General features: G+C 45.1%; 14 protein-coding genes. 7 read left to right on the top strand and 7 right to left on the bottom strand.

Features of this window, described 5'->3' with window-relative positions:
- Positions 1–5: 5 nt before the first annotated feature.
- A complete protein-coding gene (locus ACX6CI_RS14965; protein WP_458774448.1) occupies positions 6–542 on the bottom strand; it encodes a WbuC family cupin fold metalloprotein in 537 nt (178 codons plus the stop codon).
- Positions 532–1,386 carry an NAD(+) diphosphatase gene (gene nudC / locus ACX6CI_RS14960; protein WP_458774447.1) on the bottom strand — a complete coding sequence of 285 codons (855 nt, stop codon included), beginning with the start codon at positions 1,384–1,386 and terminating at the stop codon, positions 532–534. The genes ACX6CI_RS14965 and nudC overlap by 11 nt, the downstream gene beginning before the upstream one ends.
- A 242-nt stretch (positions 1,387–1,628) precedes the next feature.
- Between nudC and ACX6CI_RS14955 the strand changes: the two genes are divergently transcribed.
- Both ACX6CI_RS14955 and ACX6CI_RS14950 read left to right on the top strand, forming a co-directional pair.
- Positions 1,629–2,207, top strand: coding sequence for a response regulator transcription factor (locus ACX6CI_RS14955; protein ID WP_458774446.1), 579 nt, complete (start codon positions 1,629–1,631; stop codon positions 2,205–2,207).
- Positions 2,208–2,565: 358 nt separating this feature from the next.
- On the top strand, positions 2,566–5,406 hold the full coding sequence (locus ACX6CI_RS14950; RefSeq protein ID WP_458774445.1) for an FAD-binding and (Fe-S)-binding domain-containing protein: 2,841 nt from the start codon (positions 2,566–2,568) through the stop codon (positions 5,404–5,406).
- 97 nt (positions 5,407–5,503) lie between these two features.
- On the opposite strand, the gene ACX6CI_RS14945 is transcribed toward ACX6CI_RS14950, so the two are convergent.
- The gene (locus tag ACX6CI_RS14945) at positions 5,504–6,253 is read right to left on the bottom strand and encodes a dienelactone hydrolase family protein (protein ID WP_458774444.1); all 750 of its coding nucleotides are present in this window, start codon (positions 6,251–6,253) and stop codon (positions 5,504–5,506) included.
- Between the two features lie 283 nt (positions 6,254–6,536).
- On the opposite strand from ACX6CI_RS14945, the gene pyk reads away from it, so the two are divergent.
- Complete coding sequence (gene pyk, locus ACX6CI_RS14940; protein WP_458774443.1) at positions 6,537–7,955, top strand: pyruvate kinase; 1,419 nt, start codon at positions 6,537–6,539, stop codon at positions 7,953–7,955.
- Between the two features lie 187 nt (positions 7,956–8,142).
- Here the strand turns inward: pyk and ACX6CI_RS14935 are convergent, their stop codons facing one another.
- From ACX6CI_RS14935 to ACX6CI_RS14920, 4 genes are all read right to left on the bottom strand, one after another.
- Positions 8,143–9,399, bottom strand: a complete 1,257-nt coding sequence (locus ACX6CI_RS14935; protein WP_458774442.1) for a mechanosensitive ion channel family protein — start codon at positions 9,397–9,399, stop codon at positions 8,143–8,145.
- Between the two features lie 185 nt (positions 9,400–9,584).
- Complete coding sequence (locus tag ACX6CI_RS14930) at positions 9,585–9,830, bottom strand: hypothetical protein (RefSeq protein WP_458774441.1); 246 nt, start codon at positions 9,828–9,830, stop codon at positions 9,585–9,587.
- A gap of 82 nt (positions 9,831–9,912) precedes the next feature.
- Complete coding sequence (rsgA, locus tag ACX6CI_RS14925) at positions 9,913–10,824, bottom strand: ribosome small subunit-dependent GTPase A (RefSeq protein WP_458774440.1); 912 nt, start codon at positions 10,822–10,824, stop codon at positions 9,913–9,915.
- 57 nt (positions 10,825–10,881) lie between these two features.
- A complete protein-coding gene (locus tag ACX6CI_RS14920; protein ID WP_458774439.1) occupies positions 10,882–11,517 on the bottom strand; it encodes a LysE family translocator in 636 nt (211 codons plus the stop codon).
- A 303-nt stretch (positions 11,518–11,820) separates the two neighbouring features.
- Here ACX6CI_RS14920 and ACX6CI_RS14915 point away from each other — a divergent pair, with 303 nt between their 5' ends.
- The 4 genes from ACX6CI_RS14915 to lpdA all read left to right on the top strand — a co-directional run bounded on the left by ACX6CI_RS14915 (position 11,821) and on the right by lpdA (position 18,097).
- Entirely contained in the window at positions 11,821–12,354 is a 534-nt protein-coding gene (locus ACX6CI_RS14915) for a nitroreductase family protein (protein ID WP_458774438.1), read from the top strand.
- A gap of 105 nt (positions 12,355–12,459) precedes the next feature.
- Positions 12,460–15,117, top strand: coding sequence for a pyruvate dehydrogenase (acetyl-transferring), homodimeric type (aceE, locus tag ACX6CI_RS14910; protein ID WP_458774437.1), 2,658 nt, complete (start codon positions 12,460–12,462; stop codon positions 15,115–15,117).
- A gap of 169 nt (positions 15,118–15,286) precedes the next feature.
- On the top strand, positions 15,287–16,546 hold the full coding sequence (locus ACX6CI_RS14905; protein ID WP_458774436.1) for a 2-oxo acid dehydrogenase subunit E2: 1,260 nt from the start codon (positions 15,287–15,289) through the stop codon (positions 16,544–16,546).
- Between the two features lie 138 nt (positions 16,547–16,684).
- A complete protein-coding gene (gene lpdA / locus ACX6CI_RS14900) occupies positions 16,685–18,097 on the top strand; it encodes a dihydrolipoyl dehydrogenase (protein WP_458774435.1) in 1,413 nt (470 codons plus the stop codon).
- Positions 18,098–18,151 lie beyond the last annotated feature (54 nt).

Here is an 18,151-nt window from a genome sequence, read left to right as displayed (position 1 = left end):
GTGGCTTACTTCTTATCCCAGTTGTCTCCTTTCTCATAAAGATGCTGAAGATACTCTTTAGCTCCATGCTCACCCTCAGCAGGTGCCCAGGTCGCAAAGTCTTTATCATCAGCCTGGTTGTATGGTCCTGGCTTTACTTCAAAGAGTACGGTGTCTGGCTTTATGGCTGCAAAGGTGTGGAATACACCGGGCTCTGAGTCGATGCCAAGGTTAATACCACCCGCCTGAACCGTGTGTATCTCTATAATTTTTCCATCTGAATTAAAAATAAACACATACATTGCACCTTGAAGAACAATGACTGATTCAGCCTTTGGTGGGAACAGGTGTCTATGGGGCTGGATATAGCTGCCCGGCTGAATGGCGTTGAGCATCCTGTGGAGGCTTGCGTCACCCGACTTATGCAGGGGGAGGATGATTCGTTTTCTTGGACTCTTTCTAGAGGCCTCAACACATTCCTGGATGCACGTTGTTGTAATAAGAGTGTTATCAGTTGAGGGAGCGGCTAGCGCTTTAGGGAAGCTGGAGTTGTTATTTTCCATATAGCTTTTCACATGATTCTATAAAGTTGTCGATTAACAGACGGGCTATGGTGATTTTTGATGGGAGTTGAGGCAGGTCTTTGTAGTGGTACCAGTTGGCATCTTCAAGTTCTGTTTTGTCTATCGCTATATCACCCTCAATATATTGCGCAGAAAATCCAATCATCACAGAGTGGGGAAATGGCCACGGTTGGCTGGTGACATATTCTACTTTTCCAGCACTAATACTCGTTTCTTCGAGCACCTCTCTGCATACAGCCTCTTCAAGCGTTTCTCCAGCCTCCACGAAACCCGCGAGGGTGCTGTACATACCTTTTGTAAAGTGGGGGCTGCGGCCGAGCAGGATATGGTCACCTTTCACAACTGACATGATCACAGCTGGAGAGACTCTTGGAAAGCTGATAAAACCGCATTGGGGACATATTCTGGCAAGCTCACCTGCTCGGTCTTCCATGGGGGTTGCGCATTTTGAACAGTATATATGCTCCCGTGTGTGGTGAAGTATCTGAAGGGCCCGACCTGAAAGGCTGAAGTAGTCTTCATCCACTGTTCCGAAAAGTGTACGCAGGTTCACGGGGCGCATGGACGGAATGGTCTGGTCTATGTCAACCGCTGCAAGAAAGCAGGGTATCCCATCGTAATACCCAAAAAGCTGGGCGAACTGAAGCGTAATTCCATGATCGTCCGGGCTATAGGGGGTTCCGGTAGGCGCAGGGGTCGGTTTATTATCTATAAGTAATTGATCCCCGCGAAAAATAAACCAGTGGCCAGCCACATGTGGCTCACCTTTTTCAACTGCAGGCGTAAATCTTTGTTTTAGTGCAAAGTGTTTGCTCTGTTCCATGTTAGGTGTAAATAATAAGATGGTTGCTTTGTGGCACAGTTGAACTGCTTGTGTCGCGGTAATAGGGCTTTTTGCTCTCTAAAGTTTGCCTCTTGATGTATTGACATTCTGATGGTAAAAGTCAAGACAGGTATATAACATAGTCCAGAATTTACAGTAGTTAATACTCTTATGCAGCAGAGGTTGGAAGATGGAACAACAACTTCTCCCCGTTGCAGAGATATACATGCAGAGGAAAGATTTTGAAGATACTTATAGCTGAAGATGAGTTCACCACTCGAATGATGGTTCAGGTGAGTCTTGAGAATTGGGGATATAGTGTTACCAGTGTAACGAATGGACAGGATGCCTGGACAAAACTACAAAACGCCGATGCTCCCAATATTGCGATTCTTGACTGGGAAATGCCTGAACTTGATGGAATTGATGTTTGCAGGCGTGTAAAAGAAATGGGTCTTGAGAACCCTCCGTATATAATTCTTCTCACAGGCCGTGACAGTAATATGGATATTGTCAGAGGATTTGATGCAGGTGCTGACGACTATATGACAAAGCCTTTTAATGATAATGAACTGCAGGCACGAGTAAGGGTCGCAGAAAGGTTAGTGCGCACTCAGTCTTCTCTTACTGCAACGGTCTCTGAGCTTAAAGAAGCCCTTAATCAACTTGAAATGCTTGAGACCGGAGTTGAGATGTGCGATACATGTCAGTCAGTTTTCAGTCCTTATGATGGTGAATGGCATACAAGCGAAGATATTATTAATAATGGTGCTGATCCCAGGTTTATCGTTGCCACCTGTCCAGATTGCCAACAAAAGTAGCTTTCTGGTCGTTCGAACTTTCAATTTTGTCACCTTTTTATCTTTTCTGACAAAAAGGTGGCGGTTTTTTTAGCCATTTTTCCCTTCTCTTTTCCTCTTTTATATAGTGATTTAGACCATTTTGCAGCTATTTCTAAGGAAATAGTGTCGTTTCTGTTTGCCTGTTTTTCATGGAAATACTTTTCTCTATTTGATTTTACTTCGCAATATTGAGAAGATATATATGTTACACTAGCCTGTCGAAGGCTGGTCCCTTTACTGAACCGAGTTTACAGAGCTTCTGAAATTTATCGCTGGAAACCTTTGCGCTAATGAGTATAATTATCAAGTGATAATTAACCCTAACTAGAGGTCTGCCATGTTGCCTGAGAGATACGAAAAGTTTTATAAGAAGATTGCAGGAACCATTTCTAAAAAAGATATCATCACAGATCGACTTCGAACCATAACCTATGGCACCGATGCCAGCTTTTATCGTCTCATTCCTAAGATTGTCATTAATGTAAAAAATGAGAAGGAAGTGCAGCTTATCCTCAGGGAGGCCAGTAAGTTAAAACTCTCAGTAACATTCAGGGCCGCAGGGACAAGCCTCTCGGGCCAATCCATTACAGACTCAATACTGGTTAGACTTGGGGAAGGGTGGAGGAATTTCAGAGTTTTTGATGGGGCAGAAAAAATTCAACTGGAGCCGGGCATTATTGGTAGTCAAGCCAACGCTATTCTCGCTGAATTTGACAAAAAGATTGGCCCTGATCCCGCCTCCATTGATAGTGCTAAAATTGGTGGAATCCTAGCTAATAATGCGAGTGGAATGTGTTGTGGCGTAGAGCAGAACAGTTACCAGACCCTGGATAGTATGCGGGTTGTCATGGTTGATGGAACAGCCGTGGATACAGCTGAAGACAAGAGTCGGGCAGAATTTGAGCGGGTTCATGGTGGTATCTTGGATGGTCTTGCACAGCTTCGTGAAAAGGTTTTGGCAAATGACGAGCTGAGTGATCGTATTCGCTATAAATTCAAAATCAAAAACACCACCGGCTATAGTCTCAACGCCCTGGTGGACTTTGAAGACCCTTACGATATCATGACCCATCTTATGATCGGTAGTGAGGGAACGCTTGGTTTTATTTCTGATGTTGTTTATCGCACCGTTGTGGAGCATCGCCATAAGGCGAGTGCCCTAATTATTTATCCTGATGTGAAAACTGCCTGTGAGGCAATCCCTATCCTGCAGAATCAGCCGGTTGCTGCCGCTGAGCTTATGGACCGTGCAGGGCTAAGATCGGTGGAAGAAAAGGATGGTATGCCGTCCTATCTCAAAGACTTATCAGATACAGCTACTGCCCTTCTTGTGGAAACAAGAGCGGAATCTGTTGATGTGCTTGAGAGTCAGATTGCTCAGATTGTAGAGGCTATTGGCGCTCTAGAGACTGTTCGTCCCATAGAGTTTACAAATATTCCATCTGAATACAATGCTCTTTGGAAGATCAGAAAGGGGCTTTTCCCAGCTGTTGGTGCAGTTCGTAAAACCGGCACCACAGTCATTATTGAAGATGTGGCCTTTCCTGGGGAGCACCTTGCCAACGCCTCTCTTGATCTCCAGGATCTTTTTAAAAAATATAACTATGATGAGGCGCTGATCTTTGGTCACGCCCTTGATGGAAACCTGCATTTTGTCTTCACCCAGGATTTTTCAATCCAGTCAGAGGTTGTCCGCTATCGCGATTTCATGGATGAGGTAGTTAAACTCGTTGTCGAAAAATATGATGGTTCGCTGAAAGCTGAGCATGGAACCGGGCGTAACATGGCTCCATTTGTTGAAAAAGAGTGGGGTGAGGCCGCGTTTAATTTAATGCGTGAAATCAAGGCTCTTTTTGATCCAGATAATTTGCTTAATCCCGGCGTTATTTTAAACGATGATGCGGAAGCTCACATTAAGGATCTTAAACCGCTACCCGCAACCCACCAGATCGTTGACAAATGTATTGAGTGTGGCTTCTGTGAGCCGGTCTGTCCATCCAAAGATATTACCTTCACTCCTCGGCAGCGTATTGTTGGTCGCCGAGAAATCAGCAGGCGCATGGAGAGCGGTGGTGATCCAAAGGAGGTAAAGGCTTTAACAAAGGCCTATGAGTACCCAGGTAAAGATACCTGTGCAGCCGATAGTCTCTGTGCCACCCGCTGTCCTGTTGGCATCGACACCGGTAAGATGGTCAAGGCCCTCCGTGAAGAAGCGAATGGTCCTCTGGCCAATAAGGTGGCGGACTGGGTTGCAGGTGGTTTCGCTCCCCTGGTACCAACTATCAGCACGACCCTCAATATTGTTGACTCTGTCCATAAAATGACGGGAACCCCATTTATGGACACGGCATCAGGGCTTGCCAGAAAGGCAACTCTTGATAATCTGCCTCTCTGGAACAAAGAGATGCCAGCAGGTGTTCCTAAGATAAAACCTGAGCCGATCAACGAGGCAAACCCAAGAAAGGTTGTCTATTTCCCAAGCTGTGCCAGTCGCTCCATGAGTGGTCCTGCACGGGAAGAAACCGAACGGGATGCTCTGCCGCAAAAGACGGCTTCCCTTTTGAAGAAGGCCGGGTATGAAATTATTTATCCAGAAAAGGTTGATAAGTACTGTTGCGGACAGGCATTTGAATCAAAAGGTTTTCTCAAGCAGGCCGATGCTAAATCAAAAGAACTCTCAGATGCACTGCTGGTAGCATCCAATAATGGTGAGATACCTGTTCTTTGTGACACCAGCCCCTGTTTGTATCGAATGCGAGCAAACAGTGATGAGCGTTTGGAGTTGTTGGAACCCATAGAGTTTGTCTTGAAGTACCTTATGGATAAGCTCGATTTCACACGACAGGATGTAAAGATAGCCGTTCATCCGACATGCTCAACCAGAAAAATGGGGCTTGAAGATAAGCTTGAACAGCTCGCCAAGGCCTGTGCTAAGGATGTTGTCATGCCTGAGGATGTGTATTGCTGTGGTTTTGCAGGAGATCGGGGCTTTAACTTCCCTGAACTCAATGAGGCGGCATTAAAAGATTTAAAAGACCATGTCTGTACTTGTGATGCGGGTTATTCAACGAGTAAGACCTGTGAGATTGGTCTGTCGCTCCATGGCGGTATTCCCTACCGGTCAATCCTGTATCTTGTGGATGATGCAAGTAGTCCAAAGGCAAGTGTAGCTGATTGATCTTTGTAATAGTTTTTTGAATTAAAAATGGGGAGATGGTGTCATACCATCTCCCTTTCTTCATTGTGTGATTCTACTTCAGGAAGGACTCTCTGTTTTATTTACCTTGTAAGGTCGAATCAAGCCACTGGGTGAATTGTCTCCAGGATTTTAAATCAGCCTCTTTATGATAGTTTTTCGAGCCATATACCGTAAATGCATGGGGAGCGCCGCTATAGCTCACCATCTCATGATTAAGATCTTCCTCTTCAAGCTCAACCGCGAGAGCTGCAAAATCATTCATTGAAATCATGGCGTCTGCAGTCCCGTGGAGGATAAGGTACTTGCCTTGGGCAGACTCATAATCCTGCCCTTCAGGTGTCGCAAGACCGCCATGAAAACTTACAAAACCTTTAAGATCAGCACCAGACCTGGCGAATTCAAGAACTGCAGCACCTCCAAAACAATAACCGGCGATAACTGCGTTCTGGGTATCAAGGCCAAGGTCAGAAGCCTGAGTTACTGCGGCCTGGATCAGTTTTCTCATCTTTGGCCGGTCCTTATAAAGAGCTCCTGTCTGTTGCTTTTTATCCTTAATCTCAACAGGGCGAACTCCTGCTCCATAAAGATCTGCAGCAAAAACATTATAACCGAGTTCAACGAGCATTTTGGCTCTCATCTTTTCGTAACCGGTAAGCCCATCCCAATCGTGGATTAGAATGACCAGGGGGGCACCTGCTTTTGCAACTGCGTAATATCCTTCATAGGTTTTACCATCCACCGAATAGGGAACACCATTACCTGTATTATCTGCATAGCTTGTAGAGCAGATAGAAATGAAAAAGATAAATGAAAATAACAATTTCATAATTAATCTCCTGTTACTTTGAGAGGGAAATCGTATAGCCTGCGCTATAAGAAATAATTGAGGAATCATATTCATAGAACACTAACCCCAATACTATTGTAGTTATCGTAAGTTCTTGATGCAAGGCGAATAATTGTTGTGAAATAGATGTTGTGCCTTAAGGTCTTAAAAAAAAACTGGACAAGAAGTCCCGAAATGCTACCTTCACTCACTAAGAAAAAACAAAAAGAAAACAACTCGTAGTTTTGTTACGAGATTACGTAACTCTTCAGGGAATATATTCATGCGCCGAAAAACAAAAATAGTAGCAACTATCTCTAATTTAAACTGTTCTGTTCCATTTCTTAAAGATCTTCATGCTGCAGGGATGAATGTTGTACGTCTTAACACAGCCCATATGGAGCACGAAGATGCCTTGGAAGTAATTCGTAACACTCGGGCCGTTTCTGAAAATATCGGAATCCTGCTCGATACGAAAGGACCTGAAATTAGAACCTGTCCCACAGACGAACCACTGAAAGTGAAATCCGGTGACATTGTCAGGATCAAAGGGGCACCTGGGAAAAGATCTACGGGTGATATTGTTTATGTTTCCCACGAAGGTTTTGTCAATGACGTTCCCGTGGGGAGTTCTATTCTCATAGATGATGGATTGCTTGCCCTTGGTGTTGAAGATAAGAAGGATGGATACCTGATTTGCAGTGTGGAAAACGATGGTGTTATAAATCAGAAGAAAAGCATCAATATTCCATCGGTTCACGTCACCCTGCCCGCACTGAGTGAAAAAGATAAAGGATTTATTGCTTTTGCAGCAGATAATGATCTTGATTTTATCGCTCACTCCTTTGTGAGAAATAAAGAAGATCTGAAGGCGGTACAGGAAATCTTAGATGAAAAGAAATCCCCAATGAAGATCATATCCAAGATTGAAAATTCAGAAGGGGTTGAAAATCTCACAGAAATTCTTGATCATTGTTACGGTATCATGATTGCCAGGGGAGACCTTGCGGTGGAAATACCCACCGAGCAGATCCCTATGATCCAAAAACGTATTATTGGTGAGTGCATAGAGAGACGAAAGCCGGTCATTGTTGCAACACAGATGCTTCACTCCATGATTGAGTCTCCGAGACCCACAAGGGCAGAGGTCTCAGATGTAGCTAACGCCTGTTTGGATCACACTGATGCTCTGATGCTTTCAGGAGAGACTGCCAACGGAAAATACCCCGACCTTGCAGTTCGTATGATGTCCAAGATTGCAATGGAGGTTGAGGAGAAAAATCCTGGTAATATTGATGTGCCATACAGTAGTAATAAGCTTGCTGCTTATTTGGCCAAGGCGGCGGTTAAGGCGGCAAATCGTCTTGAAACTAAGGCTATTGTTGCGGATTCGGTGAGCGGTCAATCAATCCGAGCTCTAGCTGCTTATCGGGGCGCAAACGTTATCTATGCTCAGGTGTATGATAGGCGGGTAACACGGCAGTTGTCTCTGTCCTATGGTGTTCACGCTGAATATCAACAGCTTGACCTCACAGAGAATCAACCACTCAAGGCATCTATTTGCCGTATGATTGGTGAGAATAAGTTTCAGGACACGGACCTTATTGTTGTTCTTGCCGGTAGTTTCGGGGTGGCGGAAGGTGCTTCCTATATTGAGATCAGTTCTGCTGCAAACTTTAGACGCAATTGCGGTAGGATTTAGTTGTTGTCGGTTCTTTGTCACCATGTTGATTCGTTCAAATGAACCAACATGGTGTGCTTAAATGTTTTTTTTACACTCATGCAAAGAAACAAATTTCAGTTTTCTTCTTTTTCTATTTCTAAATTATATACTTATCAATATTTCTAATGTTGGCATGATAGCAAATCGGATCCGTTTCTTACTGTTATCAGGCACAGTCGGATGGACCCGCCTTCATTATAGAGCGGAAATCAAAGCCACTTGGGTGTTGAAAAATTCGCAGCCCAAATTCGGGTGCTGCAGCCAGCAGATGGTCGAAGATATCAGCTTGAATAGCTTCGTAGTTGTTCCAGGATTGATCTTTTGAGAACACGTAGATTTCAAGGGGAAGTCCGTTCTCGCTTGGAGCAAGTTGCCTGACCAGAAATGTCATCTCTTGGTTGAGGTGGGAGTTGTTTTTGAGGTAGGCGATAATATATGCACGGAAAACTCCAATATTGGTCTGTCGGCGGCTGCTGAGGTTATGGCTATGATGCTGGTTATATTCCTCAATTTCCTCTCGTTTACTGTTTATGTAATCTGTGAGTAAGGATGTTTTGGATAAATTTGTGAGCATCTGTTCATCACAGAAGCGGATTGAATGTATATCTATATTTATTGCCCGTTTTATTCGTCTACCGCCCGATTCGGACATGCCTCGCCAATTTTTAAAAGAGTTTGAGACCAGGGCATATGTGGGGATTGTTGAAATAGTTTTATCCCAGTTCTGCACCTGAATCGAGTGGATGGACATATCTATAACATCACCATCAGCACCATACTGAGGTATCTCAACCCAGTCCCCCAGACGGACCATGTTGGTTGAATTAATCTGAATTGAAGCGACAAAGCCTAGAATCGAGTCTTTAAAAACCAGCATGGTGACCGCAGTTAAACCACCAAGGACAGAAAGAATCCCCCATGGGGATTTTCCTGTGAAAATGGAGATAAGAAATATTGCCCCGAGTAGATAGGTTAGTATTTTTCCTGCATCAGTGTAACCGCGGAGGCTGGCTCCCTTATTCTTTCTGATAATACGGTGGATATCGTTAACAGAAGAGAGTAGGGCGGTGAGGCTGAGGACGGCAACAATAACAAAGCCTGCTGTTATCAGTCGCTTAGCGGGAAGGTAGATTGTCGCATCCGGGTTAAGAAACATATCTATTGCAAGCGAACATATAGTAACAGGTACAATCCAGCTGATTTTGGAAAGTAATTTGTTTCCAGCTAGAGGATCATCCCATCTGTAATTATTTGTTTGAATCCAGTTGACGACAAATTTTAACAGAGTTTTGCGAACAATGAGAGTTGCTATTGCTGATGTGAGGGTAACAGCAAACACAGTGAGAATGTAGGAAAATAGCTCTACCATAGCTGGTGATAGATCGTACGATCCTAAAAAAGACGTGAGCCAATTTGTTTTCATATGAATATATCTTTAATGCTTAAATCTTCTTTTGGGTCTGTTGGTTGATGGCACTGCGTACTATCAATTAATTTGATAGCATTGTGGCTGGTCAGGCAAACACTTCTAATGCGTTTGTGAGTACACTGTGACAAAATGTTGTTACTGAAAAGTCTGGTAACTTTGTTTAATTAACAACGTCTACTTTACTTGACACAATTGACTCGACGAACCATGTCATCTGCACTGCAATTATATATACTTCCATCTGGCGCTGTGGCTTTCCAACGTACATTCATGGCACTTCTATCAACTTCTGTTACTGATATCTCAGTAGGCGTAAGGTTATTTCCGATATTTCTTGCTGATTCTCTTTGCAGGTTTTGAATGCTACTTGCACAGCCAGTGGTGAGAAATAGAGATAGTGAGATGCATAGAATAAATGATTTCATGGTGTTAAGTCCTTGGAGCGGCTATTGTTTGAGTAGTAGAGTAGGTGAAACAGATGTCTCAAGATAAGTAAACACCATGAGGCTAATTCTTCTTTCGTCGACTTCTTCTCTCTCTGTATTTAGGTTCCTGATCAATCACTTCCACTTCTTCCAGGATCTGTAAGTAGGTCTTATAACGGTCCGGGTTGATGTTGCCCGCCGCAAGGGCTTCTCTTACCGAGCAGCCCGGTTCGTTGTGGTGCTTACAATCTCTGAATCTGCAAGGTTCTTCAGTTGCAGCTTCAAAACCTGGGAAAAAGAGCGAAAGTTCTGCAACACTGGTGTCAACTAAGCCAAAATCATTAAATCCTGGTGAGTCCACAAGTTCTCCGCCACCATCGAGTAGATGTAGTGTTGAGACGGTGGTGGTGTGGCGTCCTCTTTTCTTGGACTCGCTGATCTCGCCGGTTGCGAGCATAATTTCAGGAAGAATCTTGTTTAAGATAGAACTTTTACCTACCCCTGTGGAGCCGACAAATATTCCACGATGACCTTCACTGAAAAAGGTTTTTATCTCTTCAAGGTTGTCGCTGGTTTCGGCACTGACTGAGAAAATATCCACAGAATTTTTATAGAGAGGGCGAATGAACTGTTCGTAGTCGTTAAAACAGGCAAGGTCAGATTTATTAAGCACCAGTACTGGAGTGTGGCCTGATGCCCGCGCTGCGACAATAGCCCTGTCAATAAATCCTGGAGGAGGCAGTGGTTCGCAGGTGACAACTATACAGAGTACATCGAGGTTGGCCCCGACTATGTGGACACCGCCCCTTGCGTCCATTCGTGCAAGTTCAGATATACGCTCCTGACGAATGAGTGTTTCATCTTCGATGATGACGTTATCACCAACAACATGACCAGAATTACGCTTTACCCGGACCATTTCTTTGTTACCGTCTGCAAATTGAACATCCACAGCCACACCGTAGTGGGCGACGATAACACCTTTTCTTGTCATGCTTTGTTTAGTTTCTTTCAAAATATAATTATGTACCCTGTTGTGAGTGATGTTATTTTATTTACTTGTGGCGAGGCGCAGGCCAATAAAAATGAAAACGGCTCCAGTCATTGCACTGAGTGATCTCGCAATCTTACCACCCTGTATATACTGTTTTGCCTTACCCACCATTGCTGCAAGGCTGCACTGGTAAATCATCCCGATACAAAAATGGATAAAGGCGACGAATAGGGACTGAAGCAGATGATTGCCCGCCGGGTCAATAAATTGTGGCAGGAAGGCCATATAAAACAGTATAGTTTTTGGGTTTAATACATTTGATAAAAATCCTTCACGAAGTGCTTGTGTTATACGAAACGAACCGGGGCACATATTAAAGCGTGCAGGAGGGGCCGTATTATTTTTGACGGCCGCGTTTTTTAAGCTGAAGATTCCGAGCCAGATAAGATAGGCTCCACCCAGATATTTCAGTAAGGTAAATGCCCAGGCGGTTTTCAAGAGGATAATTGAAATTCCGAGTGCTGAAAGTGTTGCATGGACAAAGAGCCCGCTGCAGATCCCAAGGGATGTGGTCGCACCATCCAACCATCCGCCCCTGCCGGTGTTGCGTATCACCAGCATGGTATCTACCCCGGGGGTTAAGGTGAGCAGTGTTACAGCAATGAGACAGGTTATAAATGTGTGTGGATCCATGGTATTTTTCTTGGTTCCGCTAAAGAACAGATTGAGTGCCTTACTCCTGAAAGCCTGTCATAAAAAACAGGTAGCGTAGACTCCGAGAAACTCAGGAATTGTTTTTGAAATCATAAGTTTAATCTTGCCACCAGATAGTGAACATAGTGAGAGCTTCGAGGCACTTATCCCGTTTATCGGGGTTAGTTTGTCTTTTTTCTTGTTATACTTCTTTTAAATTAACAGAGAATGAATACTATTTCTCCCTATGTTATTTGGATGTTACACTTTTACTGATCCCATATCTATCAAAAAGGTGGAATTATGTTCCTTGAACTCCTAAGAAAAAGAAGAAGCATACGACAATTTGAGAGTCGTCCGGTCAAGCAGGGTGATGTAGACATCCTCGTTGAGGCTATGCTTCGATCCCCCTCGTCAAGAAGTCTCAATCCATGGCACTTTGTTGTGGTCACAGATAAAAAGGTGATCGAGGAATTGTCAGGATCAAAACCCCATGGCGCGACTTTTCTTAAAAATGCGCCTCTGGCCATAGTTGTTTGTGCGGATCCATCTGTTTCCGACGTTTGGGTTGAAGACTGTTCTATTGCCTCTCTTAATATACATTTAGCTGCAGCGGATATCGGCCTTGGCAGTTGCTGGGTTCAGATTCGTGAGCGACAGTATGACGATATTCTTTCTTCAGAGGAATATGTCAAGAAGGTCTTAAATCTTATGGACGACATGCGTGTTGAGGCTATCGTTGCGATTGGTTACCCCAAAGAAGAAAAAGAAGGCCAGCCCGACTCCTCTCTTCTCTATGAGCGGGTGAGTTACGAGAAATTTGGTCAAAAGAAATAATGAGTGTTGCGTCTTATCCGGACCTTCCTTTTTCGTTTACTCCGGATAGTGCGCTGTTATGTTGTCAGGTACTGTGTTTGACAGATTATATAAAAGAGGTGTTTTATGAGTTTTTATTTTCGTGACCAGGATCCTCAGGAGACTCAGGATTGGCTCGATTCTCTTGAAGGTGTTGTGGTGCATGAAGGTGGTGAAAAAGCGGATTATCTGCTGAGCAGCCTGACCGACTATGCCCGCTCGCTTGGTGTCTCGACTTCGCCTGGTGTGCTTACACCATATTCCAATACCATTTTGCCTGAAAATGAGGAGCAGATTCCAGGCGACTCTCTTCTTGCAAGAAATGTCGCAGCCTATGTGCGTTGGAATGCCATGGCGACAGTTGCCAAAGCCAATAAAGACGGTAAGGGCTTGGGTGGACATATTGCAACCTTTACCTCTGTTTCGGCAATGTACGAAGTTGGTTATAACTGGTTTTTCAGAGGTCCTGATGCGCTTTTTGGCGCAGATATGATCTATTTTCAGGGTCACTCTTCTCCAGGAATTTATGCAAGGGCCTTTGTGGAAGGCAGGCTGGATGAAGAACACTTGAACAACTTTAGGCAGGAAGTTGATGGGCACGGATTGTCCTCTTATCCGCATCCATGGCTTATGCCTGATTTCTGGCAGTTCCCCACCGTGTCCATGGGTCTTGGGCCTATGGCTGCAATCTACCAGGCACGTTTCATGAAATATATGGACAGCCGTGGTCTGAAAGAGTGTGGTGATAGAAAGGTCTGGGTGTTTATGGGTGACGGAGAATCCGATGAGCCTGAGTCGTTGGGTGCACTATCTCTTGCCGCACGGGAAAGTCTTGATAACCTCATCTTTGTGGTCAACTGTAACCTCCAGCGCCTTGATGGACCGGTACGAGGTAATGGTAAGATTATCCAGGAACTTGAAGGCCGTTTTCGCGGGGCGGGCTGGCATGTTATAAAGCTTATTTGGGGAAGTGAGTGGGACAAAATCCTGCAGCGTGATACTGACGGTTTACTCGTTAAGAAATTTGGCTCCATGGTGGATGGAGATTTTCAGACCATCCGAGCTCGTGGGCCAGCCTATCTGCGAGAAAAGGTCTTTGGTGATGATCCAAGACTCATGGCCCTGGTCGAAGATATTGATGATCAAAAACTATGGCAGCTCACGCGGGGAGGCCATGATCCGAGAAAGGTCTATGCCGCCTATGCAGAGGCGAGTAAATTTAAGGGCAAGCCAACTGTCATTCTGGTGAAAACCATCAAGGGTTTTGGAATGGGACAGGCTGGAGAGTCTGTAATGGTAGCCCATAATGTCAAGAAGATGGATGTTGAGTCTCTGAAGACCTTCAGGGATAAGTTTCATGTGCCATTAGAAGATGATCAGTTGGCGGATTTACCATTTATTCGTCCACCTGAAGACAGTGCTGAGGCAAAATTTATAAAGGAAAGGCGCGAGGCTCTGGGTGGACCTGTTCCATACAGGGAAACAAAACATGTGCCCATAGAGGTGCCGCCTCTTGAGAAATTCAAAGCACTTCTTGCCTCTTCAAAGGGCCGCGAGTTGTCAACAACCATGGCCTTTGTCCGTATGCTGGGAACCCTTGTGAAGGATAAGGCAATCGGTAAGCAGGTTGTACCCATTATCCCAGATGAAGCCAGAACCTTTGGTATGGAAGGACTGTTTCGTCAGCTTGGCATCTATGCTCCCACCGGACAGCTTTATGAACCACAGGACTCTGAAACTGTTTCCTGGTACAAAGAGGATCCTAAGGGGCAGATTCTGGAAGAAGGGATTACTGAGGCCGGGGCTATTTCATCCTGGCTTGCAGCTGCAACGGCCCATACCAATTATGGGGTTCCGATGATTCCGTTTTACACCTTTTATTCCATGTTTGGTTTCCAGAGAATCGGGGATCAGCTCTGGGGGGCGGGGGACAGTCGCGCCAGAGGTTTTCTCATGGGGGCAACTGCTGGTCGAACGACCTTAAATGGAGAGGGTCTGCAACATCAGGATGGTCAGGCCCTGCTCTTTGCCTCGGTCTATCCTTCATGTGTGGCCTACGACCCAACCTTTAGCTATGAGGTTGCAGTTCTTGTCCATAAGGGAATTGAGCGGATGTATGGAGTAGGGGAGGATATTTTTTACTATATCACTCTCTTAAATGAGAATTATGCCCAACCTGAGATGCCGGAAGGGGTGGAAGACGGTATTAATCGCGGCATGTATCTCTACCAGAAAGGTGGTGATGCTGATCTTAAAGTCCAGCTTATGGGTTCCGGGGCAATCCTTAGAGAAGTTATAGAGGCCGCTGACTTGTTGCGTGACGACTTTGGTGTCGAGGCTGATGTCTGGTCTATCCTTGGTGCAAACCAGTTGAACCGTGAAGGTGTTCTCATTGAAGATTGGAACCGTATGCACCCGGAGCAGCCGCCAAAGAAAAGTTATGTTGAGGAGCAGCTTGCCTCCCATGAAGGCCCGGTAATTATGAGTACCGATTATGTTCAGGCCTACTGTGAGCAACTGCGTCGCTTTATTGATAGACCTCTCACCATACTTGGAACCGATGGCTATGGTAGAAGCGACTCCAGAGAAACCCTGAGGCGTTTCTTTAAGGTTGATAAATACCATGTTGTTATTGCAGCCCTGAAAAGCTTAGCGGATATGGACAAAGTACCGTATACAAAGGTAAGCGAGGCGATAGTGAAATATGGTGTGAATCCGGATGAGCCTCACGCACTTGAGAGATAATTAATGTGGATTCTAACCCCGATAGATGGGAAATAAGTCGGGATAAGTACCTTCACCAAATTATTTCGAATTCTACACCTATCTCTGCCGCAAAAACGCAGAGATAAACGCCGACTTCGAAATAATTTATAAGGTACTAAATTTGCAATCTTACTTGGAGAAATATTAGATGGCTGTTGAAAAAATACTGATTCCCGACTTTGGTGATGTTCAGGAAATTGCGGTTGTAGAAATCTTTGTTGCGGCTGGTGATACGGTTGAGGTGGAGGATTCAATCATTGCCCTTGAAAGTGAAAAAGCGGTAATGGACATACCTTCCCCCCTTGCTGGTGTCATTAAAGAGATTCTGGTTAAAGAGGACGATGTTGTCTCAAGTGGTGATGTTATCGCCCTCATAGAGACTAGCGGAAGTGCAGAGGCAAATGAAGAAGCTCCTGTAAAGGAGGAAGCTGTGGCGAGTCCAGAGCCTAAGGAAGAAAAGCCTGTAAAAAGTAGTGTAAAGGATGCCGCGGGGCCTGTTGTAAAACAGGAGATTGGAGCTGTGTCCCATGCAACGCCTTCAGTACGTATTTATGCACGGGAGCAGGGGGTAAATCTTACTCAGATTAAAGGTTCCGGACCCAACGGACGTATTTTGCAAGAAGATGTGCTGGCGGCTGCCGGAAAAGTGCCTGCTGCGGGAGCACAGGGTTTTGCAATGCCTGCGCCACCCCTTGAAGATTTTAGCAAGTATGGTGAAGTGGAAGAGCTGGCCTTAGGTCGGATCAAAAAGATATCCGGACCGCATCTCCATAGAAGCTGGGTTACAGTTCCCCATGTCACCCATTTTGAAGAGGCCGACATTACAGATCTTGAAGCCTTCAGAAAGGATCTTAATGGTGGTTCCCGAGAGGGTGAGGTAAAGTTCAGCCCTCTGATTTTTATAACAAAGGCTGTAGCTGCAACCCTAAAAGCATTTCCTTTTTTCAACTGTTCTCTGGTGCCTGAAGGCGATAAAGTCATCTTGAAAAAATTCTACAATATAGGTATTGCAGTTGATACCCCTGATGGCCTTGTCGTACCTGTCATCAAAGATGTGGATCAAAAGAGCTGCACAGAGATAGCGAGCGATGTGATACAGCTCAGTACAAACGCAAGAGCTGGTAAACTGGGTATTGGCGATCTGCAGGGTGCCACATTTACTATCTCAAGTCTTGGCGGAATTGGTGGAACAGGTTTTACCCCGATTGTATCCAATCCACAGGTAGCAATTCTTGGTCTTTCCAGAAGCTATATGAAGCCCCATTGGGATGGTGAAAAATTTGTGCCACGACTTACCCTGCCATTCTCTGTATCCTATGATCACAGAGTAATTGATGGTGCAGAGGCCGCGAGATTCTGTAAGGCCCTGAAACTGAATATTGAAGACATGAAAAGAACTCTTATATAAGTCCGGCTAAAAGAACATACGGCGGAACACAGTTCAGCGCCCCGTGTGGGGGTAAATATCTTCACGAAATTCATTCACAAGAAACAAGTATAAAGCTTGGACAGTCAGTGAATTTCTGATCCATTAAGGAGTATATAAATGGCTGATGCAGGAAAATATGATCTGGTAGTGTTGGGGGGTGGTCCCGGTGGTTATACCGCTGCATTTCGTGCAGCAGACCTCGGTCTTTCTGTCTGTCTTGTTGAACAGCAAAAACGCCTTGGCGGGGTCTGCCTCAATGTGGGTTGTATTCCTTCAAAGACTCTGCTCCATGCAGCCACAGTCATTGAAGAAGCAACTGAAATTGATGAATATGGTGTGAGTTTCTCAAAACCAGAAATTGATATCACCAAGCTTCTTGGCAAGAAAAATGCGGTGATTGAGCAACTCACTGGTGGTCTTGATGGTCTCTGTAAGGCGCGCAAGATTACTCGAGTGCAAGGTAAGGGCATTTTTAAAGATGTTAATACGCTGAGCGTTAGAGGCGAAGGAACAGAGGAAGAGATCACCTTTGCAAACGCCATTGTTGCAACCGGTTCATACCCATTTGCCCTACCAGGTATCCCGGAGGATCCACGGATCTGGGATTCCAGTGATGCACTGGCCCTCACCTCTATTCCTCAACGTTTTCTCATCATTGGGGGTGGTATTATCGGTCTTGAAATGGCCCAGATCTATAGCGCTCTTGGCTCTGAAGTGACTATAGTTGAGATGCTTGAGCAGATTATTCCACCTGCAGATAAGGATCTCGTCCAGCCGCTTTTTTTGAAGCTTAAAAAGAAATACACCATTCACACTAAAACCAAGGTAACCGAAATTACTCCTGGTGATACTGGAGTAACAGTTGCTTTTGAAGGAGCTAAAGCTCCTGAAACAGGTGAGTACGATGCGGTACTTGTGGCAGTTGGTAGAAGGCCCCATACTGCAGACATGGGTTTTGAGGAGATTGGTCTGGCTCTTGATGAACGTGGTTTTCTTATTGCCGATGAAAAACAGAAAACCTCTGTTGCAAACATTTACGGCATTGGGGATGTTATTGGTGAACCGATGCTTGCCCATAAGGCAACCCATGAGGGTAAGGTGGCAGCCGAGGTTATTGCGGGCCACGATGCAGCCTTTACGCCCATGACTATTCCATCTGTTGCGTACACTAATCCGGAAGTGGCCTGGATGGGGCTTACGGAAAAAGAAGCCAAGGCCATGAAAATCGACTTTGAAAAGGGTAAATTTCCATGGGGTGCCAGTGGCAGGGCTCTTAGTGCTGGGGCGTCGAGCGGTGTAACCAAGGCTCTGTTTGATAAAAAGAGCGGCCGTTTAATTGGTGCAGGAATCTGTGGTATTAATGCGGGAGAACTCATCCATGAGGCGGTAATGGCTCTTGAAATGGGGGCAACAGCTGAAGATATTAGTTTAACTGTACATGCCCATCCGACCCTTGCTGAGACCTTTGCCTTTGCAGCTGAAATTGTGGATGGCTCAATTACTGATGTCATGCCGCCTAAAAAGAAATAATCGCACCTGGTTTTTCAATCACCTCAGGGCCACAGTGAAATGTACTGCGGCCCT

Source organism: Desulforhopalus glucosivorans (genome assembly GCF_054397165.1).
The sequence above is the reverse complement of the archived record's forward strand: the minus strand, read 5'-3'. Positions and strand labels throughout refer to the sequence as shown.